This is a genomic window from Sphingomonas desiccabilis, assembly GCF_004135605.1.
GTDB classification, from domain to species: Bacteria; Pseudomonadota; Alphaproteobacteria; order Sphingomonadales; family Sphingomonadaceae; genus Sphingomonas; species Sphingomonas desiccabilis.
Genome location: NZ_SDPT01000002.1, coordinates 324,661 through 347,973, shown reverse-complemented (window position 1 = coordinate 347,973; position 23,313 = coordinate 324,661). Strand labels below are relative to the sequence as shown.

Annotated in this window: 15 protein-coding genes; 11 read left to right on the top strand and 4 right to left on the bottom strand. The window is 69.4% G+C overall.

Features of this window, described 5'->3' with window-relative positions:
• From EO081_RS09765 to glpX, 3 genes are read right to left on the bottom strand one after another with little or no spacing between them, the layout of a single operon-like run.
• Window positions 1–1,866, bottom strand: coding sequence for a CocE/NonD family hydrolase (locus EO081_RS09765; protein WP_240697626.1), 1,866 nt, complete (start codon window positions 1,864–1,866; stop codon window positions 1–3).
• A gap of 49 nt (window positions 1,867–1,915) precedes the next feature.
• Complete coding sequence (locus EO081_RS09760; protein ID WP_129341767.1) at window positions 1,916–2,662, bottom strand: CPBP family intramembrane glutamic endopeptidase; 747 nt, start codon at window positions 2,660–2,662, stop codon at window positions 1,916–1,918.
• Window positions 2,659–3,624: a class II fructose-bisphosphatase gene (gene glpX, locus EO081_RS09755; RefSeq protein ID WP_129341766.1), complete on the bottom strand. Its 966-nt coding sequence runs from the start codon at window positions 3,622–3,624 to the stop codon at window positions 2,659–2,661. The genes EO081_RS09760 and glpX overlap by 4 nt, the downstream gene beginning before the upstream one ends.
• Window positions 3,625–3,762: 138 nt before the next feature.
• Here glpX and EO081_RS09750 point away from each other — a divergent pair, with 138 nt between their 5' ends.
• Window positions 3,763–4,119 (top strand): hypothetical protein, encoded by a 357-nt coding sequence (locus EO081_RS09750; RefSeq protein WP_129341765.1) that lies wholly within the window; start codon window positions 3,763–3,765, stop codon window positions 4,117–4,119.
• A 7-nt stretch (window positions 4,120–4,126) separates the two neighbouring features.
• Here EO081_RS09750 and EO081_RS09745 read toward each other — a convergent pair whose 3' ends face one another.
• A complete protein-coding gene (locus EO081_RS09745; RefSeq protein WP_129341764.1) occupies window positions 4,127–4,528 on the bottom strand; it encodes a hypothetical protein in 402 nt (133 codons plus the stop codon).
• A gap of 77 nt (window positions 4,529–4,605) precedes the next feature.
• Between EO081_RS09745 and EO081_RS09740 the strand changes: the two genes are divergently transcribed.
• The 10 genes from EO081_RS09740 (at window position 4,606) to treY (ending at window position 23,296) form a co-directional block, all read left to right on the top strand.
• Entirely contained in the window at window positions 4,606–4,935 is a 330-nt protein-coding gene (locus EO081_RS09740; RefSeq protein ID WP_129341763.1) for a DUF6496 domain-containing protein, read from the top strand.
• A 153-nt stretch (window positions 4,936–5,088) separates the two neighbouring features.
• Entirely contained in the window at window positions 5,089–5,946 is an 858-nt protein-coding gene (locus EO081_RS09735; RefSeq protein WP_129341762.1) for an SDR family oxidoreductase, read from the top strand.
• A 65-nt stretch (window positions 5,947–6,011) separates the two neighbouring features.
• Complete coding sequence (locus EO081_RS09730) at window positions 6,012–6,347, top strand: DUF2934 domain-containing protein (RefSeq protein ID WP_129341761.1); 336 nt, start codon at window positions 6,012–6,014, stop codon at window positions 6,345–6,347.
• A 146-nt stretch (window positions 6,348–6,493) separates the two neighbouring features.
• Window positions 6,494–9,589 carry an alpha-1,4-glucan--maltose-1-phosphate maltosyltransferase gene (locus EO081_RS09725; RefSeq protein WP_129341760.1) on the top strand — a complete coding sequence of 1,032 codons (3,096 nt, stop codon included), beginning with the start codon at window positions 6,494–6,496 and terminating at the stop codon, window positions 9,587–9,589.
• On the top strand, window positions 9,586–12,819 hold the full coding sequence (gene treS, locus EO081_RS09720; RefSeq protein ID WP_129341759.1) for a maltose alpha-D-glucosyltransferase: 3,234 nt from the start codon (window positions 9,586–9,588) through the stop codon (window positions 12,817–12,819). Before EO081_RS09725 ends, treS begins: the two co-directional genes overlap by 4 nt.
• Window positions 12,816–15,002 carry a 1,4-alpha-glucan branching protein GlgB gene (gene glgB, locus EO081_RS09715; RefSeq protein ID WP_129341758.1) on the top strand — a complete coding sequence of 729 codons (2,187 nt, stop codon included), beginning with the start codon at window positions 12,816–12,818 and terminating at the stop codon, window positions 15,000–15,002. Before treS ends, glgB begins: the two co-directional genes overlap by 4 nt.
• Window positions 14,999–17,143: a glycogen debranching protein GlgX gene (gene glgX / locus EO081_RS09710; protein WP_129341757.1), complete on the top strand. Its 2,145-nt coding sequence runs from the start codon at window positions 14,999–15,001 to the stop codon at window positions 17,141–17,143. The genes glgB and glgX overlap by 4 nt, the downstream gene beginning before the upstream one ends.
• The gene (gene treZ / locus EO081_RS09705; protein ID WP_129341756.1) at window positions 17,140–18,852 is read left to right on the top strand and encodes a malto-oligosyltrehalose trehalohydrolase; all 1,713 of its coding nucleotides are present in this window, start codon (window positions 17,140–17,142) and stop codon (window positions 18,850–18,852) included. The genes glgX and treZ overlap by 4 nt, the downstream gene beginning before the upstream one ends.
• A complete protein-coding gene (gene malQ / locus EO081_RS09700) occupies window positions 18,849–20,840 on the top strand; it encodes a 4-alpha-glucanotransferase (protein WP_129341755.1) in 1,992 nt (663 codons plus the stop codon). Before treZ ends, malQ begins: the two co-directional genes overlap by 4 nt.
• Window positions 20,837–23,296, top strand: coding sequence for a malto-oligosyltrehalose synthase (treY, locus tag EO081_RS09695; RefSeq protein WP_129341754.1), 2,460 nt, complete (start codon window positions 20,837–20,839; stop codon window positions 23,294–23,296). The genes malQ and treY overlap by 4 nt, the downstream gene beginning before the upstream one ends.
• Window positions 23,297–23,313 lie beyond the last annotated feature (17 nt).

The following is a 23,313-nucleotide window of genomic DNA, read 5'->3' as shown; positions in this document are numbered from 1 at the left end:
TCAGCGCATGACGGGCAACGTCACCTTGCTGCCGGTGCACACCCGCTGCGTCGCCTTCACGAAATCTTCCGGCTTCGCCTTGTAGATGTTGGGCACGAACTTCTGTGGGTTGCGGTCGATCACCGGGAACCAGCTCGACTGCACCTGCACCATGATGCGGTGCCCTGCCTTGAACACATGGTCATGGTCACGCAGCGGGACGTCCCATGCGCGCACCTGGTTCGGGACCAGCGGCTTGGCCGTCGACCAGTCGTCGAGCCAGCGCCCGCGACGCACCTCCATCGCGATCGGCAGGCGATAGCCGTTGATCGACCTGGCGTAGTTGCCCATCTGCGCCGGAGACGGCGTGGGTTCGGCGTCGTCGGGATAGACGTCGATGAGCTTGACGACCATGTCGCTGTCGGTGCCGGAGGTGGACGCCATCAGCGTCGCCGCCACGTCGCCCGTCACCGTCAGATCCTGCTCCAGCGGCGCGCTCGTCCAGCTGAGCACGTCCGGGCGGTTCTCGACGAAGCGCTGGTCAGCTGCTTCCCACCACCGCCACTCGAGCGACGGATAGGTGGGCGAGATCGGCCTCTCGCGGAACGGCACCGGGTTCGCGGGATCGGACACGAACTCCCGGCACTGGCCAGCGTCTCCCGCGCCGTCGAACGACAGCGAGCCGTCCGCGCGCAGGTAGAGTGCGGTCGCGGTCGCGCCGGGTGCGGGCCACTTGGGGTAGCTCTTCCACGTCCAGCTGCCGGACTGGAACATCCTGGCCTCGAAGCTGGGCTTCGTCCCCTTGCCGTGCAGCCAGTAGCGGAAGAACGGCGCCTCGATGTCACGGCGGAAATCGGTGCCGCTGGTGCCGGGGATGGGGAAATGCCCCATGTCACTGCCGGCCTGGCGCCAGGTCCCATGCGCCCAGGGGCCGGCCACGATCATGTTGTTGTGATCGGGGTCATTGGCCTCCATCTTCTCGTAGATCTTCCAGCTGCCGAGCGGGTCCTCCTGATCCCAGAAGCCGGCGACATGGAGCGTCGGCACGCCCGAGCGGCCCAGCCGGTCGGTCCAGTGCTGGTCCTTCCAGAGGCGGTCGTAGTCCGGGTGCTCGATCATCTGCGTCAGCCGCGGCACGCTGCCCTTGAAGTAGCGCTTGTCGAGATTCTCGATCGGCCCGAGCTTCAGGAACCATTCGTAGCTGTCATAGGCGCCGGAATCGAAGCTCTCGCCCTCTTTGTTGTTCTGGAGCGGATAGAGCCAGTCGGTCGCATAGGAGAGCCGCATCGCGCCGTAGCGATGCAGGTCGTCGTTGATCCACCAGTCGTTCCACGCCGCCTGCGGGCTGACGGCCTTCAGCGCAGGATGCGGACGCGCGAGCGCGACGGCGGCGGCATAGCCGGGGTAGGACACGCCCATCATGCCGACGCGGCCGTTGTTTGCGGGCACGTTCTTCACCAGCCAGTCGATCGTGTCATAGGCGTCGGTCGCCTCGTCCACGCCCTTTGCCCCTTGCGGCTGGAGCGCCATCGACATGGTGAAGCTGCCCTCGCTTTCGAAGCGGCCGCGCATGTTCTGGTTGACGAGGATATAGCCGTCCGGCTCCAAATACTCGAGGCTGCGTTCTGGCCCGACCGCGCCGGCAGGCGGCACGCCATAGGGCGACCGCTGGAGCAGGATCGGCAGCGGCCCCTGCTTACCGAGCGGACGGCGGATCACCGTCTGCAGCCGGGTGCCGTCGCGCATCGGCACCATCACCTGGCTGTAGCTGTAGCGCGCCTGCGGAGCGGCAGGTGCGGCCTGCTGCGGCCGGGCGCCTGCCAGCGATCCCGCGCCGGCACCCGCCAGCAGCAATGCCATTCCCGTCAGTGCCCGTCCCAGCATCATCGTCCCTCCCCTTCGCTCCGGCATACCATTGAAGCGAGACAGACGGCCGTCAATGCCGCTCCCGCCATGCACCGGCGAAGGCCGGTCGCAGGACCAGGCTGTTGAGATCGAGCAGCACATGGGCGAGCATCGCCAACCACAGGGCGCCGCTGTAGAGATACAGCGCGGCGAACAATCCGCCTACCAACGTCGCGGCGACCATGCCGGCAAGCCGTTGATAGCCATGCGCCAGCCCGAACAGCAGCGTCGCGAGACCGAAGCCGACAAGCGCGCTGCCGCTCGCCTGGGTGACGAGCAGAGGCAGCAACAGCCGGAAGAAGAGCTCCTCCACGATCCCCGCCGTGATTGCGACCGCAGCGCCCCAGCGCAGCTCGGCGCAAGAGCGCGGCAGCAGCCCGCCGATGCGGCCGATGTGGAGGTCGCCCCTGCCCCGCCGGCGACGCCAGGCGGCGATCAGGAGGCCGACGCCGGCGCCCCCCGCAAGACCCCCCGCCACTGCCGCGGCGAGCAGGCCGGTAGCCGCCGGATCGCCCTGCCCGATCAGCGCGGTGCGCACGGCGAGGGCGAGCGGCACGAACGCGTCCGGGAGCCGCCGCAGGGTGTCTACCTGGCCGAGCAGCGCCAGCGCAACGAGCGGCACGGCACCGAACAGCAGCCACCCCCGCGCGACCCAGCGCCGCAGCCGCTCCACGCGGGCGCGGCCTGCCATAGGACCGCGCCAGCGCCGCAGCAGCGCCTCACCCTTCAGGAACCAGGCGTAGCTCGCGAGTGCCAGCGCGAGCAGCGCCAGGGTCATGCGTCGATACGGTGCTCGCCCTTGACCCAGCGCACCGTGCCGGAGCTGGCGCGCATCACCACGCTCTCGGTGGTCATCTTGCCGCGCATGCGCTTCACGCCCGCAAGCAGCGACCCGTCGGTGACGCCGGTCGCGGCGAAGATGCAGTCGCCGCGGGCGAGTTCCGTCAGGTCATACTGCTTGTCGAGGTCGGTGACGCCCCACTTGGCGGCACGCGCGCGCTCGTCATCGTTGCGGAACAGCAGCCGGCCCTTGAACTGGCCGCCAACACAGCGCAGTGCAGCACAGGCGAGCACGCCCTCCGGTGCACCGCCGGTGCCCATGTAGACGTCGATCGTGGTATCGGGGTCGGTGGTCGCGATCACCCCGGCCACGTCGCCGTCGCCGATCAGCACCACGCCGCAGCCGATCGCGCGCAGTTCGGCGATCAACCCCTCGTGGCGCGGGCGGTCGAGCACGCAGGCGATGATGTCGCGGGGCCTCACGCCCTTGGCCGCGGCGATCGCCTCGACGTTCTGGGTCGGCGTCTTGTCCAGGTCGATCACGCCCGCGGGATAGCCCGGGCCGACGGCGATCTTGTCCATGTAGACGTCGGGCGCGTTCAGCAGCCCGCCTTCCTCGGCGATCGCCAGCACCGCCAGGCTGTTCGGTCCGGCCTTGGCGCAGATGGTGGTGCCTTCCAGCGGATCGAGCGCGATGTCGATCGCGGGGCCCTGGCCGGTGCCGACCTTCTCGCCGATGAACAGCATCGGCGCCTCGTCGCGCTCGCCCTCGCCGATCACGACGGTGCCGTCCATGTCGAGGCCATTGAGCGCTTCCCGCATCGCCTCGACGGCGGCGGCATCCGCCGCCTTCTCGTCGCCACGTCCCACCAAGGTGGAGGCGGCGATGGCGGCGGCTTCAGTCACACGGACCATCTCCAGCACGAGGACGCGATCGAGAACCTGGCTGGCGGTCTGCATGGCTGTGCTTCTGCTCCGTATGATGAAGGCCCGGCGATAGGGAAGGCGCGACCGCTTGTCGAGCGAATGCGCTGGCGTTTTGCGTCGGATCCTGCACACTCGGCCGGTTCCGATTCCCGCGTGCCCCTGGAGGTGCCGATGCCGTTCGATCTGCTGCTGGTGGTGATGGCGCAACAGGCGAATGTGGATGCGGCCCTGGCGCAGTATCGGGAAGCGACGCGAGCGGAATATCGCTGCGAGCCGAACGCGGAGTCCGGCGAGATCGTGGTCTGCGCCCTGCGCGATGCCGACGAATATCGCGTTCCCATCCTGGAGCCTACGCCGGGAGACCCGCGGATCGTGGATGCCGTGGCCGAGCGGGAACGGCTGGTGAAGATGCCCCATCTCGCCTGCGGCCTCGCCGCCTCCTACGAGGGATGCGGCATGATCGGCGTGAGCGCGACCGCGAACAGCCGCGGCATCGGGGTGGCGAAACCGCGGCCGATCGCACCGTGAACGCTGGCTAGAAGCGAGCCGGCCGCAGCCGGACCGGGATCGGCTTTTCCAACCGGTGCCAGCCGCGTTCCGCCAAGACCCGGTTGCTCTCCACCGGCTTGCGGCCGGCGCCACGATCCAGCGACCAGGTGATGTGATAGGTGCCGCCGTCTGCGCGTGCCGTGCCGCCGCCGATCGCGACGACCAGCGCCTGCAGCCCTTCTCCATCGTCGGTCCAGCCGACCACCTCGCCCGCCTCCTCGCTCGGCAGGGGCGTTCCCGGGCCGGTTCCGGAGCGCAAGGTGACATGGTCCGCGACGGTATCGGGCCAGCGGGGCGGGAAGCGCGCCAACAGCTCCGCACGCTCCCGCGGGTCCAGCTTCCATCCGACCACCGTTCCGCCGCCCGCTCCCCGCTCCGGCTGTGCCATTTCCCGCCTCCGCGCGTTGTCCGGACAGCTGAGCGCGCCGGCCGTCCGCGCGTTCCCTGCGTTCAAGGAGAGCGACCATGGCGAAACAGAGCAAGGCCCAGAAGGACACGATGGAACGCGTCCTGCACGAGTTCAAGGAAGGCGATCTGGAATCCGGTTCGGGGCGCAAGGTGAAGAACCGCAAGCAGGCGGTTGCGATCGCGCTGAGCGAGGCGGGCGCGTCCAACCAGCAGAGCCCCTCCGAGAACAAGCGGCGACTTGCCCAGATCAAGCGACGAGAGCGCGGCGGCGGCAATGGCGGGAGCGACGGTCCCACGAAGGCAGAGTTGTACGAGAAAGCGAAGAAACAGGACGTCCCCGGTCGTTCCAAGATGAGCAAGGCCCAGCTGGAGAAGGCCGTCGGCTGAGCATTTTCCCGAGCCGCACGAAGCGTCCAACGCTGCTTCGCGGTGGCATGCACGCGCCGGGCCGTCGCTTCGCGCAACCGTCCTGCCGACTGGAGGCCGTGGGTGCCGGAACCCGCCTCCCCGTCGACCGTTCGCGGAGCGAAGGAGCCAATGATGACCGATCGCCCGACGCCGCCGCAGCCCGAACAGCAGCAGTCGCCTCCCGGCACCACGGCAGCAATGGATCCGCGGCCCGACCACGGCGAGCATAGCTACCGCGGTTCCGGCCGCCTGGAGGGGCGCCGCGCCATCATCACCGGCGGCGACAGCGGCATCGGCCGCGCGGTGGCGATCGCCTTCGCCCGCGAAGGGGCAGACGTGCTGATCTCCTACCTGAACGAGGATGAGGACGCGCAGGAGACCGCCCGGCTGGTCGAGGACGCCGGCCGCAAGGCGGTGCTGATACCGGGCGACATCGGCGACCCGGCGCACTGCCGCGCGATCGTCGACAAGGCCGTGGAGGCGTTCGGCGGGCTCGACATCCTGGTCAACAACGCCGCCCACCAGATGACGTTCGAGGCGATCACCGACATCCCGGACGAGGAGTGGGACAAGACCTTCCGCACCAACATCCACGCGATGTTCTATCTGACCAAGGCCGCCGTGCCGCACATGCAGCCGGGTTCGGCGATCATCAACACCACCTCGGTCAACGCCGACACGCCCAAGCCGACTTTGCTCGCCTACGCCACCACCAAGGGTGCAATCCAAAACTTCACCGGCGGGCTCTCGCAGCTCCTGGCGGAAAAGGGCATCCGGGCGAACTGCGTCGCCCCCGGCCCGATCTGGACACCGTTGATTCCGTCCACGATGCCGCCGGAGCAGGTCGAGAACTTCGGTAAGGACGTGCCGATGGGCCGCGCCGGCCAGCCCGCGGAGCTCGCACCCATCTATGTGATGCTCGCCAGCGACGAAGCCAGCTACGTATCCGGCGCGACGGTCGCGGTGACGGGCGGCAAGCCGATCCTGTAAGCCCTTTCGCAAGCGCAACGACTGCGGCAACAATCCCGGCGCATGCCGGATTCGGGAGAGTGAAGTTGGACGATCGAGAGCACCGTATCCGCGAGCGGGCCCACGCGATGTGGCTGGAGGAGGGCAAGCCCGAGGGCGAGCACGCGCGCCACTGGGACGCTGCCTGCCGTGAGATCGACGCCCAGGCCGCAGCCTCGACGGATGCCGAAGTGGCGCCCGCACAGAAGAAGACGCGCGGGTCACGCAGTGCCGCTCCCAAGAGCACGCCGGCCGCCCAGGCCGCAACCGCGGACGAGGCCGCCGCAGTCGTCGCGGCGCCCACCAAGGCCAAGCGGGCGGCCGCCCCCAAGAAGGCGGCGAGCACCCCGGCCAAGCGCAAGCCCGGCAGCGCCAAGGCCTGAACGTCGGAGGCGCCGCTCGATAAGCGGCACCTCCGGCCCGCCCCTCGACGAGATCGCCCGTCGCCCTGCCGCAAATCCTTGCGGCGGGGGCGGAACGATGCGCGCTGGTCGATGTTGAGTGCAGGTTCCCGTGATGGAGGTCACTTTTGCCGCAGTTCGTCTCCCGCCTCCTCTCGATCCCCTCCTTCCCTCTTCCTGAGCGCCTGCTGACCGATGCCGCTGCCGTCGGCTTCGATGGGGTGTTGTGGCGCGCCGACGCGCCGGTGCTCGGGGATGGGGAGTTGGTGCCGCCCCCACTGCCCGCAGCCTGCGCAGAGGCCGGGCTCGCGCTGCTGGTCGCACTATCCCTCGATCGCGCGCCGATCGATCACCCGCTGCTCGCCAGCCACCCGGAAGCGTTTGCGATCCGACGTGCCGGCGCTGGCGACGGTCCCGTGGATCCCCGCCAGCCTGCGCGGGCGAGCGGCGAGGCGCGCGCACGGTTGCGTACGCCCGAGGCCGCAGCGCTGCTGCTCCCGGTGCTGGTGAAGCGGCTCTCGGCCCTCGTGGATGCGGGAATTGCGGGCTTCCGGCTGCTCGGAGCGGATCGAATTCCGCCCGAAACGCTGATCGGGCTGATCTCGGCCGTGCGCGAACGGCACCCGGGCACCGGCTTCATCAGCGGGGCGCCGGACCTGACGCGGCCGCAGGTACGCGCGCTCGCACCGGCAGGGCTCAGCGCGATCACCTCTTCCTTCGCGTGGTGGGACCTTCGTGCGCCGTGGCTGGTGGAGGAGTATGAGGAACTGCGTGCCCAGGCACCGCTTCTTGCGGAAGTGTCGGCAGCAACCACCGGAAACGCCGATGCACCGGCGGCGGTCGCACGAACGCTGGCCGTGGCCGCGGCGAGTGCCAACGGCATCATCCTGCCGGCAGAGATGTTCGCCGGCGGCGGGGATCTGGTGCCGGCCGTGCGCCAGGCACTCGCGGTCGTCCAGACGGTTCAAAGCTATGGCGGCGAAATGCGCGCGCTGACCGGGCCGCAGGCGCCGGTCGGCGTGCTGCTGCGCGCCGACACCGGCGACGTTCGCGATGCGGGCGCTGCGTTGCTGGTCTTCGTCAACCGCAGCGATACGCCCCAGCCGCTGCCGGCCGCCGACGGGATCCGCGAATATATGGGTGCGGCGTTCGAAGGCTTTGCGCCTGTGCACGCGGACGGCGACGCCGAGGGCCCCCTTGCCGCCGGCGAAGTGCGGTTGTTCACCGCCCGCCGTGCGGCGCCGATCCGGATGCCGATCGCGGCCGAGGCGATCGACGCGGGCGCAGCTTCGCCGCGGCTGGTGGTCGAGGAGCTTCACCCGCGCGTCGAGGGCGGTGCCTTTCCGGTCAAGCGGGTGGTCGGCGAGCAGGTGCCAGTGGAGGCGACCGTGTTCGCGGACGGCCACGAACAGCTGGCGGTGGAACTGCATTGGCGGGCTGCCGACGAATCCAGCTGGCGCGTCGCCCGGATGACGCAGCTGCCCAACGACCTATGGCGCGGCAGCTTCCCGCTCGAACGGCTCGGCCGCTACGAATATGCGATCGAGGGCTGGCTGGACCGCTTCGGCGGGTTCCGGCGTGACTTCACCAAGAAGCTCGATGCCGGCGTGGCCCAGCCGGTCGACCATGCCGAGGGTCGCGCGCTGGTCGCCGAGGCGGTCGCACGCTCGCAGGGCGAGGTACGCGCGGCACTGGCGGAGTGGCAGCAGCGGCTGGAAAGTGCCGGCCAGGACAGTGCCACTCTGTTGCTCTCGCCCGAGCTCGCCAAGCTGATGGACGCCGCCGACGACCGCCCGCACCGGCTGCGCTCCGAACCGCAGATCGTCGATGCCGAGCGGCTCGCGGCGCGTTTTTCCAGCTGGTACGAGCTGTTCCCGCGCTCGCAGACCGAGGATGCGAGCCGCCACGGCAATTTCGACGACGTGATCGCCCGGCTGCCCGCGGTCCGCGACATGGGCTTCGACACGCTCTATTTCCCGCCGATCCACCCGATCGGGCGTACCCACCGCAAGGGCCCGAACAACACGCTGACCGCCGGTCCGGACGATCCCGGCAGCCCCTATGCGATCGGCAGCGCCGAGGGCGGGCACGACGCGATCCACCCGCAGCTGGGTAGCCCGGAGGATTTTGCGCGACTGGTGGAGTCCGCGCGTGCGCACGGACTGGAGATCGCGCTCGACTTCGCGATCCAGGCCTCGCCGGACCATCCCTGGCTCACCGAGCATCCCGGCTGGTTCGCGTGGCGGCCCGACGGGTCGATGAAATATGCGGAAAATCCGCCCAAGAAGTATCAGGACATCGTCAACGTCGACTTCTACGGCCCGGATGCGATCCCCGGCCTGTGGACGGCGCTTCGCGACGTGATCCTGCTGTGGGTCGAGCGGGGGGTGAAGACCTTCCGCGTCGACAACCCGCACACCAAGCCGCTGCCCTTCTGGGAGTGGATGATCGGCGAGGTGCGGGCCGAGCACCCCGACGTGATCTTCCTGGCGGAGGCGTTCACGCGCCCTTCGATGATGTACCGGCTCGGCAAGATCGGCTTCTCGCAGAGCTACACCTATTTCACCTGGCGCGACGACAAGCACAGCCTGATGGAATACATCACCGAGCTGACGACGACCGCGCCCAAGGAGTTCTACCGGCCGCACTTCTTCGTCAACACGCCGGACATCAACCCAGTGTTCCTGCAGACCTCGGGTCGACCGGGTTTCCGCATCCGCGCGGTGCTGGCGGCGACGCTGTCGGGGCTGTTCGGCGTCTATTCCGGTTTCGAGCTGTGCGAGGCGGCGCCGGTGCCCGGCAAGGAAGAATATCTCGATTCCGAGAAGTACATCGTCAAGCCGCGCGACTGGCAGGCGCCGGGCAACATCATCGGCGACATCACGCTGCTGAACCGCCTGCGCCGCGCGCATCCGGCGTTGCAGACGCACCTCAACACCCGCTTCCTGCCCGCGCACAACGACCGGGTGATCTTCTACGCCAAGCCCGCGCCCGACGGCAGCGAGATGCTGCTGGTGATGGTCAACATGGACCCGCACCACGGCCAGGACGCCGGGTTCGAGATCCCGCTGTGGGAGTTCGGCATCCCCGACGACGGCAGCGTCGCGGTGGAGGACCTCGCCGCCGGCCACCGCTTCCGCTGGCACGGCAAGCACCAGCACATCCGCCTCGACCCCGACCAGCCCTATCGCATCTGGCGCATCGCCCCCGGAGACTTCGCATGACCGCCGCCGCCCTCGACCAGGATCCGCTGTGGTACAAGGATGCGGTCATCTACCAGCTGCACGTGAAGTCGTTCTTCGATGCCAACAACGACGGCATCGGCGACTTCAAGGGGCTGATGTCGAAGCTCGACTATCTGGCCGACCTGGGCGTCAACACGCTGTGGCTGCTGCCCTTCTACCCCTCGCCCCGGCGCGACGACGGTTATGACATCGCCGAATATCGAGACGTCAGCCCCGATTACGGCACGATGGACGACGCGCGCGAGTTCATCGCGGCGGCCCACGAACGCGGCATGCGCGTCATCACGGAGTTGGTCATCAACCACACGTCGGACCAGCACCCCTGGTTCCAGCGCGCCCGCCATGCGCCCAAGGGATCGCCTGAGCGCGACTGGTACGTGTGGTCGGACGACGACAAGATCTATTCGGGCACCCGGATCATCTTCCTCGACACCGAAAAGTCCAACTGGACCTGGGACGAGGTCGCCGGGCAGTATTTCTGGCACCGCTTCTACAGCCACCAGCCAGACCTGAACTTCGACAATCCCGAGGTGCTGAAGGAAGTGCTCTCGGTGATGCACTTCTGGCTCGACCTGGGCGTCGACGGGCTGCGGCTCGATGCGATCCCCTATCTGATCGAGCGCGACGGCACCTCGAACGAGAATCTGCCCGAAACCCACGACGTCCTGAAGAAGATCCGCGCCGACCTCGACGCGCACTATCCCGACCGCATGCTGCTGGCCGAGGCGAACATGTGGCCGGAGGATACCCAGCAGTATTTCGGCGCAGAAGGCGACGAATGCCACATGGCGTTCCACTTCCCGCTGATGCCGCGCATGTACATGGCGGTGGCGCAGGAGGATCGCTTTCCGATCACCGACATCATGCGCCAGACGCCGGAAATCCCCGAGAACTGCCAATGGGCGATCTTCCTGCGCAACCATGACGAACTGACGCTCGAGATGGTGACCGACGCCGAGCGCGATTACCTGTGGAACACCTATGCCGCCGACCGGCGCGCGCGCATCAACCTCGGCATCCGCCGCCGCCTCGCGCCGCTGATGGAGCGCGACCGGCGCCGCGTCGAGCTGATGAACGCGCTGCTGCTGACCATGCCGGGCACCCCCGTGCTCTATTACGGCGACGAGATCGGCATGGGCGACAACATCCATCTGGGCGACCGCGACGGCGTGCGAACGCCCATGCAATGGTCGCCGGACCGCAACGGCGGCTTCTCCCGCGCCGATCCGCCCGCGCTGGCGCTGCCGGCGATCATGGACCCGCTCTATGGCTATCAGGCCGTGAACGTGGAAGCGCAGGAGCGCGACCGCCATTCGCTGCTCAACTGGATCAAGCGCATGCTGGCCGTGCGGCGCGAATATCAGGCATTCGGACGCGGTACCCAGCGCTTCCTGCGTCCCGCGAACCGCAAGATCTTGGCCTATCTGCGCGAGCATGAGGGCGATACCATCCTGTGCGTCGCCAATCTCGGCCGCACCGCGCAGGCAGTCGAGCTCGACCTGCACGAGTTCGAGGGGCGCACGCCCGTCGAGCTGCTCGGCAGCACGCCCTTTCCGAAGGTCGGCCAGCTTCCCTATCTGCTGACGCTGCCGCCCTATGGCTTCCTGTGGTTCCGCCTTTCCGCGGACGAGGAGGGCCCCGGCTGGTCGAGCGGCGCGCCCGCAAGCGAGATCGAACGCTACACTTTCGTGCTGCGGCCCGAGCTGGCGGACGTGGCGCTGGGCGCCAATCGTGGCGTGCTCGAGAAGGACCTGCTGCCGACCTACCTGACCCAGCGCCGCTGGTTCGGGGCCAAGGACGAGACGATCGCATCGGTCCATCTGGTCCGCTCGACGCCGATGCCCGCGGCCGAGGACCTGCTGCTGGGCGAGATCGAAGTCGAGACCGACAGCGGCACCGCCACCTACATGCTGCCGCTCGGCATTGCCTGGGAGGGCGAGAACACCGGGCCGTTCGCGTCGAACCTCGCGCTGGCGCGGGTGCGCCGCGGCCGCACGGTGGGCCTGCTGACCGACGGATTTGCCCTGGAAGGCTTCGGCCGTTCCGTTGTGCAGGCGCTCCACGATCATGCGGTGGTCTCGCTGGCAGACGGCGGCGAGCTGCGCTTCACCGCGTTCGAAGGCTTTGACCTGGAGCCGGATGCCGCGCCGGAATGGCTGGCGGCCGAACAGTCGAACAGCACGCTGGTGCTCGGCCAGCACGCGGTCCTGAAGCTGCTCCGCAAGGTTGCACCCGGCATCCATCCGGACGTGGAGATGGTGCGCTATCTCTCCGGTCGCGGCTTCGCCAACGTGCCGCCGATGCTCGGCACGGTGACCCGGGTGGAGGGTGATCGCGAGACGCTGGTGATGCTGGCGCAGGCGTTCGTCTACAACCAGGGCGACGGCTGGCAGTGGACGCTGGGCGTGCTCGAACGCCTCGCCACCAACGAGGATGCGAGCTTCAGCAACTATCGCAACTTCGCCACCAACTTCGGTCGTCGACTGGCAGAAATGCACGCGGTTCTGGCGAAGGACAGCGACGATGCCGCCTTTGCGCCCGAGCCGATGACCGCGGCGGAGGCCGACCGGCTGGGTGGCCGTGTGGCGGGGCAACTCGACCGCGCCCTGCTGATGCTGGAGGGCGTGTCGCTCGGCAGCGAAGAGGCCGATGCGGCGCTCGCCCGTCTGGCGGAGCAGCGTGCCGCGCTGATGGAGCGCGTGGGGGCGGTCGCCCGCAGCGCGGAAGGGCGCGCCCGCACCCGCATCCACGGCGACCTGCATCTGGGCCAGGTGCTGGTGACCGGCAGCGACGTGATGCTGATCGACTTCGAGGGCGAGCCCGCCAAGCCGCTCGCCGAACGCCGTGCCAAGGATCTGGCGCTGCGCGACGTCGCCGGCGTGCTGCGCTCGTTCGACTATGCGGCGGCAGTCGCCGAGCGCAACCTGCCGTTCAGCGCCGAGCGCGAGGAAGCGCGTGCCACGCGCCGCTATGCACGCTTCGGCAGTTCGGCGATCGAGGCGTTCCTGGCCGGCTATGGCGAGGCGGCGGCGGAGAGTGGCGTGCTCGCCTATCCGGGCGCCGACGACCCGCTGCTCGACCTCTTCCTGCTCGAAAAGGCGGCCTATGAGGTCGCGTACGAGGCGGCCAACCGGCCGGACTGGATCGCCGTGCCGGCGCTGGGCCTCGCCCGCGCCGCGGCCCGCCTGCTCAACGAGGATTTCGCATGACCGATGTTGGCGCACTCACAGGCGCGCTCCGCGCAGGCACGCTCGACGACCCGTTCGCGCTGCTGGGCGCGCACCAGGAGAACGGCCGGCGCGTCGTCCGCAGCTTCCAGCCGGGAGCGGACGCGGTCGCGCTGATGGCCCGGGACGATGGCCGGCCGCTCGGTGACCTGCACTGCGACGACGGGCTCTGGACCGGCACGCTGGAAGAGGACGTGCCCTATGCTCTCGCCATCCGCTGGCCTGGCGGCTGGGTGCAGGAGATCGAGGACGCCTATGGCTTCGGCCCGATCCTCGGAGACCTCGACCTCCACCTGTTCAACGAGGGCCGGCATTGGGACCTTGCCCGCGTGTTCGGCGCGCAGCCGCGCACGGTCGAGGGCGTGGAGGGGGTCCATTTCACCCTGTGGGCGCCCAATGCCCGCCGGGTTTCGGTGATCGGCGACTTCAACGGCTGGGACGGCCGGCGCAATCCGATGCGCCGGCACCATGGCGCCGGCGTGTGGGAGCTGTTCGTGCCCCGCACCGGCCCGGGCACCCACTATAAATACGAGATCCTCGGTGCCGACGGCCGCGTCGTGCAGAAGGCGGACCCGCTCGCCCGCCAGACCGAGGCGCCGCCCGCCACCGGATCGATCGTCGCCGCGACCGCCGACTATCGCTGGCACGACAGCGACTGGATGGCCGAGCGCGGCAAGCGCCAGGCCCCGGGCGCGCCGCTGTCGATCTACGAAGTGCATGCCGGTTCCTGGCTGCGGCCCGACGGCGACGCGCTCGGTACGCTCGACTGGCAGGGGCTCACCGAGCGGCTGATCCCCTATGTCGCCGACATGGGCTTCACCCACCTCGAACTGCTGCCGATCATGGAGCATCCGTTCGGCGGCTCCTGGGGATACCAGCCCCTCTCGCAGTTCGCCCCCTCGGCGCGCTTCGGCTCTCCGGAAGAGTTCGCCGGCTTCGTCGACGCCTGCCACCGCGCCGGCATCGGCGTGATCCTCGACTGGGTGCCGGCGCACTTCCCGACCGACGCGCACGGCCTCGCCCAGTTCGACGGCACGCACCTCTACGAGCATGCCGACCCGCGCGAGGGGTTCCACCAGGACTGGAACACGCTGATCTACAACCTCGGCAGGCGCGAGGTGGCGGGCTTCCTGCTCGCTTCGGCGCTGTGGTGGCTGGAGACCTTCCACATCGACGGTCTGCGCGTCGATGCCGTCGCCTCGATGCTATACCGCGACTACAGCCGCAACGCCGGCGAGTGGGTGCCCAACATCCACGGCGGGCGCGAAAACCTGGAATCGGTCGAGTTCCTCAAGCGCATGAACACGCTAGTGGCCGAACGCTGCCCGGGCGCGATCACGCTGGCCGAGGAGTCTACCGCCTGGCCCGGCGTCACCGCACCCGTCCACCAGGGCGGCCTCGGCTTCACCTACAAGTGGAACATGGGCTGGATGCACGACACGCTCCAATATGTGGAGCGTGATCCGATGTACCGGCGCTGGCACCACGGCGAGCTGACCTTCGGCCTCGTTTATGCCTTTTCCGAAAAGTTCGTGCTCCCGCTCAGCCATGACGAGGTGGTGCACGGCAAGGGTTCGCTGCTGGGCAAGATGCCGGGCGATCGCTGGCGCCAGCTGGCGAATCTGCGCGCGTACTTCAGCTTCATGTGGACGCATCCGGGCAAGAAGCTGCTGTTCATGGGCGGCGAGCTCGCCCAGGATACCGAATGGAACCACGACACGCAGGTCCGCTGGGACCTGCTCGACCGACCCGAGCATGCCGCGATCCAGCGGCTGGTGCGCGACCTCAACACGCTCTACGCGGCCGAGCCCGCGCTCCATGCGCGCGATGCCGATCCGGCCGGCTTCGACTGGATCGTGGGCAACGACCAGGAAAACAGCGTCTTCGTCTACGCCCGCTACGGCGATGGCCGCGCCGCGCCCTGCGTGGTGCTGCTCAACATGACGCCGGAGCCGCGCCACGGCTATCAGATCGGCCTGCCGCGCGCCGGCCAATGGCGCGAAGTACTTAATAGCGATGCGGAAATCTACGGCGGCGGGAACATCGGCAACGGTGGAATGGTTACCGCTTCCGCGACGCCCCTGCACGACCAGCCGGCCAGTGCAACCGTCGTGCTGCCCCCGCTTGCGGCGGTGGTGCTTCGTTACGAAGGGGGTCCTCGTTGAATAGCCTGCCCGACCGGCTCGAAGCCGGTTCTCCATACCCGCTCGGCGCCACCTTTGACGGCCTGGGCGTCAATTTCGCCGTCTTTTCCGCCAATGCCGAGAAGATCGAGCTCTGCATCTTCGAGCCCACGGGCCGGCGGGAGATCAAGCGGTATGAGCTGACCGAGTGGACGGACGAGGTCTGGCACGGCTATCTGCCCGAGGCGCGCCCGGGCCTCCTCTACGGTTATCGCGCCTATGGCCGCTATGCGCCCGAGGAGGGGCATCGCTTCAACCCCAACAAGCTGCTGCTCGACCCCTATGCCAAGCAGCTGCACGGTGAGGTCCGCTGGACCGACGCGCTGCACGGCTATCAGGTGCGTTCGCGCCGCGAGGACCTGAGCTTCGACCGGCGCGACAGCGCGCCCGCCATGCCCAAGGGCGTGGTGGTCGATACCCATTTCGACTGGTCGGGCGACATCCGCCCGAACACGCCCTGGTCGGATACGGTGATCTACGAGGCCCATGCCAAGGGCCTCACCAAGCTGTTCGACGAAGTCTCCCCGCCAGAGCGCGGCACCTTTGCCGCACTCAGCCATCCGCGGGTAATCGACCATCTCAAGCGGCTGGGCGTGACCGCGGTCGAGCTGATGCCGATCCATGCGTTCGTGCAGGACCGGTTCCTGCAGGAAAAGGGCCTGCGCAACTATTGGGGGTACAACACCCTCAGCTATTTCGCGCCCGAGCAGCAGTTCTTCGCCGGCAACAGCCACAACGAGCTGCGCCTGGCCGTCCGCCGCCTCCACGCCGCCGGGCTCGAGGTGATCATGGACGTGGTCTACAACCACACCTGTGAAGGCTCCGAACGCGGTCCGACCCTGTCGTGGCGCGGGCTCGACAACGCGACCTACTACCGCCACGTCCAGGACAACCCGCGCTACACGATCAACGACACCGGCACGGGCAACACGCTCAACCTCGAAAAGGCGCGCGTCATCCAGATGGTGGCGGATTCGCTGCGCTATTGGGCGACGTCGTTCGGGATCGACGGCTTCCGCTTCGACCTCGGCCTGACGCTGGGGCGCGAGGAGCATGGCTTCAACCCCGGCGCCGCCTTCTTCGACGTGCTGCGGCAGGACCCGGTGCTGGGCCGCCTGAAGCTGTCGACCGAGCCCTGGGACATCGGCCCCGGCGGCTATCAGCTCGGCAACTTCCCGCCCGGCTTTGCCGAGTGGAACGACAAGTACCGCGACGGCGTGCGCAAATACTGGCGCGGCGACCCGTCGATGCGCGGCGAGTTGGCCGCGCGCATGTCGGGATCGAGCGACCTGTTCGACCGGCGCGCGCGGCGCCCATGGGCGAGCGTCAACGCGCTGGCGGTGCACGACGGCTTCACGCTCGCCGACACCGTCGCCTACGAACAGCGCCACAACGAGGCGAACGGCGAGGACAATCGCGACGGCCACAGCGAGAACTACTCGCGCAACTGGGGCGTCGAGGGACCGACCGACGATCCGGCGATCAACGACGCGCGCCAGCGGGTGATGCGCTCGATGCTCACTACCCTGTTCACCTCGCTCGGAACCCCGCTGCTGCTCGCGGGCGACGAGTTCGGGCGCAGCCAGGGCGGCAACAACAACGCCTATTGCCAGGACAACGAGATCGGCTGGGTCGACTGGAGCAAGCGCGACACGCCCGAGGGCAAGGCGCTGTTCGACTTCACCTCGCGCCTGATCGCGCTGCGTCACGAGCATGAGCTGCTGCGGGCCCCGAACTTCCTCTATGCTGACAAGCTGCCCGGCACGGACATCAACGACCTGGAATGGTGGGACGAGCGCGGCCAGCCGCTCAGCTCCGACGACTGGAACAATCCGGAAGGCCGCGCCCTGGTGATGCGCCGCGCACGCCAGCTTGAGGATGGCCGCATCGAGGCGATGACGCTGCTGCTGAACGCATCGGGCGACGCCATCACCTTCCACCTGCCGCCCCCCGACGTGCCCCGCACCGTCCTCGTCGACAGTGCCCGGCCCGAGGAAACCGCGTTCGAGATCGGCAACGACTATGAGGTCGGCCCGCAGAGCGCGGCGCTGATCCGCTGGGTCGCCGACATCGCGGAGACCGAGCCGGAGCCCGGCGCCGCATCGGAGGAGCAGGCCGCGTGAGCCGCTGGGGCGCGTCGCCGGTCGCCGCCGACCGCACCCGCTTCCGCCTCTGGGCACCCGATCGCCCGGAGGTGACGCTGGAGATCGACGGGGGCGAGGCGATCGCCATGACCCGCGCCGACGACGGCTGGTTCTCCGCCGAGGCGCCGGTCGGTGCCGGTGCACGCTATCGCTTCCGGCTCGACGCCGATCTGGCGGTGCCCGACCCCGCGTCGCGCGCGCAGGCGCGCGGCGTGCACGGCTGGAGCGTCGTGGTCGATCCGCACGCCTATCGCTGGACCACGCCCGAGTGGCGGGGCCGTCCGTGGGAAGAGGCGGTGATCGAGGAAGTCCATGCGGGCGTGCTCGGCGGCTTCGCAGGCGTTGCCGAGCGGCTGCCGTCGCTCGCCGAGCTGGGCGTCACCGCGATCGAGCTGATGCCGGTCAATGCGTTCGGCGGCACCCGCAACTGGGGCTATGACGGGGTGCTCCCCTATGCCCCGGCCGAGGCCTATGGCAGCCCGGAGGATCTGAAGGCGCTGGTCGATCGCGCCCATGCGCTGGGGCTGATGGTGTTCCTGGACGTGGTCTACAACCATTTCGGTCCGGACGGGAACTATCTGGGCGCCTATGCCGGCGGCTTCTTCCACACCGACGTGCACACCCCCTGGGGCGGCGCAGTGGCGGTGGATGCGGAGCCGGTGCACCGCTTCTTTGTCGACAATGCGCGCATGTGGCTGGAGGAATATCGCATCGACGGGCTGCGCTTCGACGCGGTCCACGCGATCGGCAATCCCGGCTTCCTGGATACCATGGCAACCGAGCTGCGCGAGGCAATCGGCCCAGATCGCCAGGTCCACCTCGTTCTGGAGAATGAGGAGAACGACGCCGACCGCCTGGGCGCCGGCCGCTACGACGCGCAGTGGAACGACGACTTCCACAATGTGCTGCATGTGCTGCTGACGGGCGAGACCAGCGCCTATTACCAGGATTTCGCCGACGGGCCGGCCGAGCGGCTGGCGCGCTGCCTGGCCGAGGGCTTCATCTACCAGGGCGAGGGTTCGCCCAACCACGATGGCAAGCCGCGGGGCAGCAAGAGCGGCCACCTGCCGACGACCGCGTTCGTGTCCTTCCTCCAGAACCACGATCAGGTCGGCAACCGCGCGATGGGCGAGCGGCTGACGCGGCTCGCCGACCCCGACAAGCTGCGCGCGGCTACCGCGCTGCTGCTGCTCGGCCCGCAGATCCCGCTGCTGTTCATGGGCGACAGCGAGGGCAGCGAGGCGCCGTTCCTGTTCTTCACCGACTTCCACGACGAGCTCGCCGACGCGGTGCGCGAGGGCCGGCGCAAGGAGTTCGCGAAGTTCGCGGCGTTCGCCGATCCGGCGGCGCGCGAGCGGATCCCCGATCCGAACGCCCGCAGCACCTTCGACCAGTCGCGTCCCGAACCCGGCCCCGACGCCGCCGAGTGGCGCGCGCTCTACCGCGAGCTGCTTGCACTCCGGCACACCCACATCGTGCCGCGGCTGAAGGGCACCACCAGCCTAGGCGCACACGCGATCGGCGAGGCGGCAGTGGTCGCGCGCTGGCGGATGGGCGACGGTGCGACGCTCACCATCGCGCTCAACCTGGCCGACGCGCCGGTTTGCTTCCCCGAGCTGGCCCAGCCGCTGTTCGCGCGCGGCGAGCCCGGCGCAGCTGCGAGCGTCGCCGTCTGGGTGGAGGCATGACCCCGCTTCACGCCCTCGCCACCGACGCCGGGCTGCGGATCGACTGGGAGGATTATGCCGGGGAGCCGCAGCGGGTCTCCGACGCGGCGCTGGTGAAGGTGCTCGCCGCGCTCGACCTGCCCGCCGACAGTGAGGGCACAATCGCCGAGAGCCGCCGCCGGCTGGCCGATCAGGCGACCGCATGCAGCTTCGTCTCCGCCGACGTCGGCACGCCGGTGCCGCTGCCCGCCGGCGGCCTCGCCGCGGGTGCGGCCGGGCTGGAACTGGAGGACGGCAGCCGCCGGTCGCTGCGGATCGACGGGCGGCGACTGCCCGGGATCGACGTGCCGGGCTATCACCGGCTGGTGCAGGGCGATCGCGTCCTTCGCCTGGCGATCGCGCCTCGCCGCTGTTTTGGCGTCGCCGATGCCGCGGGCGGCAAGCGGCTTTGGGGGCCGGCGGTGCAGATCGCTGGCCTGCGCGACACGACCCCGCGCGCGTTCGGCGACTTCGGCAGTCTGGCCGAGACCGCGCGCAGCTTCGCCGCCGCCGGCGCCGGCGCGCTGGCGATCAGCCCGGTGCACGCGCTCTTCCCGGCCGATCCCAGCCGCTACAGCCCCTATGCACCGTCGAGCCGGCTGTTTCTCAACATCCTCTACGCCGATCCCGCACTTGCCGGGCATGCCGTCGACGAGGCAGCCTCCCCCGAGCTGATCGACTGGAGCGCCGCGATCCCCGCACGGCTGCGCCAGTTGCGCGCCGCCTTTGCCGCGCGCAGCGACGCGGTGCGCGTCGAAGTCGCCGACTATGTGCGCAAGGGCGGCGACGAACTGCTGCGCCACGCGCGCTTCGACGCGCTGCACGCCCACTTCTTTGCGGAGAGCGGCGCCACCGGCTGGCAAGGCTGGCCCACCGCCTTCCACGATCCTGCCGGCGACGCGGTCGCGCGCTTTGCGGCCGAGCATGCCGAGGAAGTCGACTTCTACCTCTTCTGCCAGTGGCTGGCGAAGCGCAGCCTCGACGCCGCCCAGCGCGTCGCGATCGACGGCGGCATGGCGCTGGGCCTGATCGCCGACCTCGCAGTGGGCATGGACGGCGGCGGCAGCCACGCCTGGAGCCGCCGCGACGACCTGCTCACCGGACTATCGCTCGGCGCGCCGCCCGACCTGCTCGGGCCGGAGGGGCAGAGCTGGGGCATCACCGGCTTTTCGCCGCGCGCGCTCCAGCGCACCGGGTTCGAACCCTATATCGCGACGCTGCGCGCGGCGCTCGACCATGCCGGCGGCATCCGCATCGACCATGCGCTGGGCCTGCGCCGCCTGTGGGTGGTGCCCGAAGGCGCGTCGCCGCGCGACGGCGCCTATCTCACCATGCCCCTCGACGACATGCTGCGCGTGCTGGCGATCGAATCACATCGCGCCCGCGCCGTGGTGATCGGCGAGGACCTAGGCACGGTGCCCGAGGGCTTCCGGCCCAAGATGGACGCGCGCAGCATGCTCGGCATGCGCGTGCTGCCGTTCGAGCGCGACGAGGACGGGTTCATCCCCGCCGAGCGCTGGTCCGAGGAAGCGGCGGCGATGACCGGGACCCACGACCTGGCGACCGTCGCCGGCTGGTGGGTCGGGCGCGACATCGACTGGAACTGGCGGCTCGGCCGTACCCGCCCCGATGCCGTGGAGGCCGACGAGCGCGCCACCCGCGCGGAGGAACGCACGCTGCTGTGGCAGGCGTTCACCGACGGCGAGGTGACGGACGCGGCCGAGCCGTCCGCCGACGATCCCGCCCCCGCGGTGGACGCGGCCCTCGCCTTCATCGCCGGCACCCCGTGCGAGCTCGCGATCCTGCCGATCGAGGATTTGATCGGTGCACAGGAGCAGCCGAACCTGCCTGGCACCATCGACGAACACCCCAATTGGCGGCGGCGCATGCCGGCTCCGGCGTCCGAGTTGCTCGACCGGCCGGAGGTTGCCCGACGCGTCGCCCGCATCAATGCCATGAGGAACGGATGACCCCCCGCGCCACCTATCGCTTCCAGTTCCACCGCGACTTCACCTTTGCCGATGCCGAGGCGCTGGTCCCCTACCTCGACCGGCTGGGCGTGAGCCACGTCTACGCCTCGCCGATCACCACGGCGCGCTCGGGCTCGACCCACGGCTATGACGTGGTGGACCCGACCCGGATCAATCCCGAACTGGGCGGCGAGGAGGCGTTTCGGAAGCTCGTAAAGGCGCTGCGCGCGCGCGACATGGGCGTCATCATCGACATCGTGCCCAACCATATGGGCGTCGTCGGCAGCGAGAACGCCTGGTGGATGGACGTGCTCGCGCACGGCCAGAACAGCGCCTACGCCCGCTTCTTCGACATCGACTGGCGGGAGCCGGTGCTGCTGCCGGTGCTCGGCACGCCCCTGTCGGAAGCATTGGACCAGGGCGCGATCGAGATCGTGGTCGAGGACGGCAGGCGCTTCGTCTGCGCCTATGGCGAGCACCGCTTCCCCCTGCGCGCCGAGGACCAGGCGGGTGGCGCGACCGCCGATTCGCAGGAGATCCGCGCGCTGCTGGAGCGCCAGCATTACCGGCTGGCGTCGTGGCGCACCGCCAACGACGCACTCAACTGGCGGCGCTTCTTCACCGTCAGCGAACTCGCCGGGCTCCGCATCGAGGATCCCGAGGTCTTCGAGGCCGTCCACGCGCTCCCCTTGCGCCTCTATGCCGAGGGGCTGATCGATGGCGTCCGGGTCGACCATGTCGATGGGCTGACCGATCCGGCCGGCTATTGCCGTACGCTGCGCGCGCGCCTGGATGCCACGCCCCGGCCGGCGGACGCTCCGCCGGGACCGGCCTATCTGGTGATCGAGAAGATCCTGGGCGCAGGCGAGCCCTTGTCGGACGACTGGGGTGTCGATGGCACCAGCGGCTACGACTTCATGGAGGAAGTGGCCGCCCTCCTCCACGCACCGGAAGGCGAAGCACCGCTCGACCGGCTATGGGAGGAAATCAGCGGCCGCCCGGCGGACTTCGAGGCCGAGGAGCTCGAGGCACGGCGCCACATGCTCGCCTGGGCATTCGAAGGCCAGCTGACGCGGTGCGTCCAGGCGTTCGCGGCGCTCGCCGCCTCAACGCCTGAAACCGAAGGACTCACCCGCGGCATGCTGCGCCGCGCGATCGAGCGCCTGCTGTGGGTGTTCCCCGTCTACCGGACCTACGGCACCGGCGATGCCGCGCCGGAGGGAGACGCCGAAATCCGCGAGATCGCGCGCAGCCGCGTCGCCGCGCATGTGCCGCCCGGCGAGGAGGCGGTGGTCGATCGCGTGCTGGAATGGCTCGCCGGCACAGGCCCCGGGGACCCTGAACTCGCGGCGGAGGCGGTGCGCCGCTTCCAGCAGCTCTCCGCGCCGATCGCCGCCAAGGCCGTGGAGGACACCGCCTTCTACCGCTATGGCCGGCTGCTCTCGCGCAACGACGTCGGCTTTGACGCGACCCGCTTCTCCGCCAGCATCGCCGAATTCCACGCCGATGCCGCCGGCCGGGCCGAGCGCTTCCCGCGCGGCATGCTCGCAACCGCCACGCACGATCACAAGCGCGGCGAGGACATGCGCGCCCGGCTCGCGACGCTGAGCGAACTGCCGGAGGCCTGGCGCGAGGCGGTGCTGCGCTGGCATGCCCTGGCGGCCCCCTATGCGGATGGGGTGGATCCCGGCGACGTCTACATGCTGTTCCAGACCTTGTTCGGCGCCTGGCCGGACGGGCTGGCGATCGACGACGCCGGCGGCCTGGTCGCCTTTGCCGACCGCGTCGTCGCCTGGCAGCAGAAGGCACTGCGCGAAGCCAAGCTGCGATCCTCGTGGGAGGCTCCCAACGAAAGCTATGAGGGTGCAGCCGAAGGGCTGGTCCGTGCGCTGCTCGATCCGGGCAAGTCGGGCGATTTCCTCGCGGACCTTCAGGCATTCCTCGCCAGAACGGCAGCCCCGGCGCGCGCCAACGCGCTGGCGCAGGTGGCGCTCCGCTATACCGTTCCGGGCGTGCCCGACTGCTACCAAGGCACCGAGCTGCCCGACTTCAGCCTGGTCGATCCCGACAACCGCCGTCCCGTCGACTATGACCTGCGCGCGCAACTACTCGCCGATCCGACCCGCCAGGGTGCGGAGAAGCTCGCGCTGATCGCAAGGCTCCTGGGGTTGCGGCGCCAGCACCCGGCGCTGTTCGCCAGCGGCGACTATCGACCGGTCGACGTTCGCGGCAGGCGGGCCGACCACGTCCTCGCCTTCACGCGGGCGGCGGGCGAAGAAAGGCTGCTCGCGGTCGTGGCGCTGCGGACCGCAGAGGCCACCGCCGGCACCGAAACCCCGACCCCGGCGAGGGACTGGTGGGCCGATACTGTCCTGGACGGGCTGCCGGAGGGTGTCGAAACCCGCGTCGGCGCCCTGCTCTGCGACGAACCGACCGCGATCCTTATCATTCCGTAATGACAGCGGGAGACCGC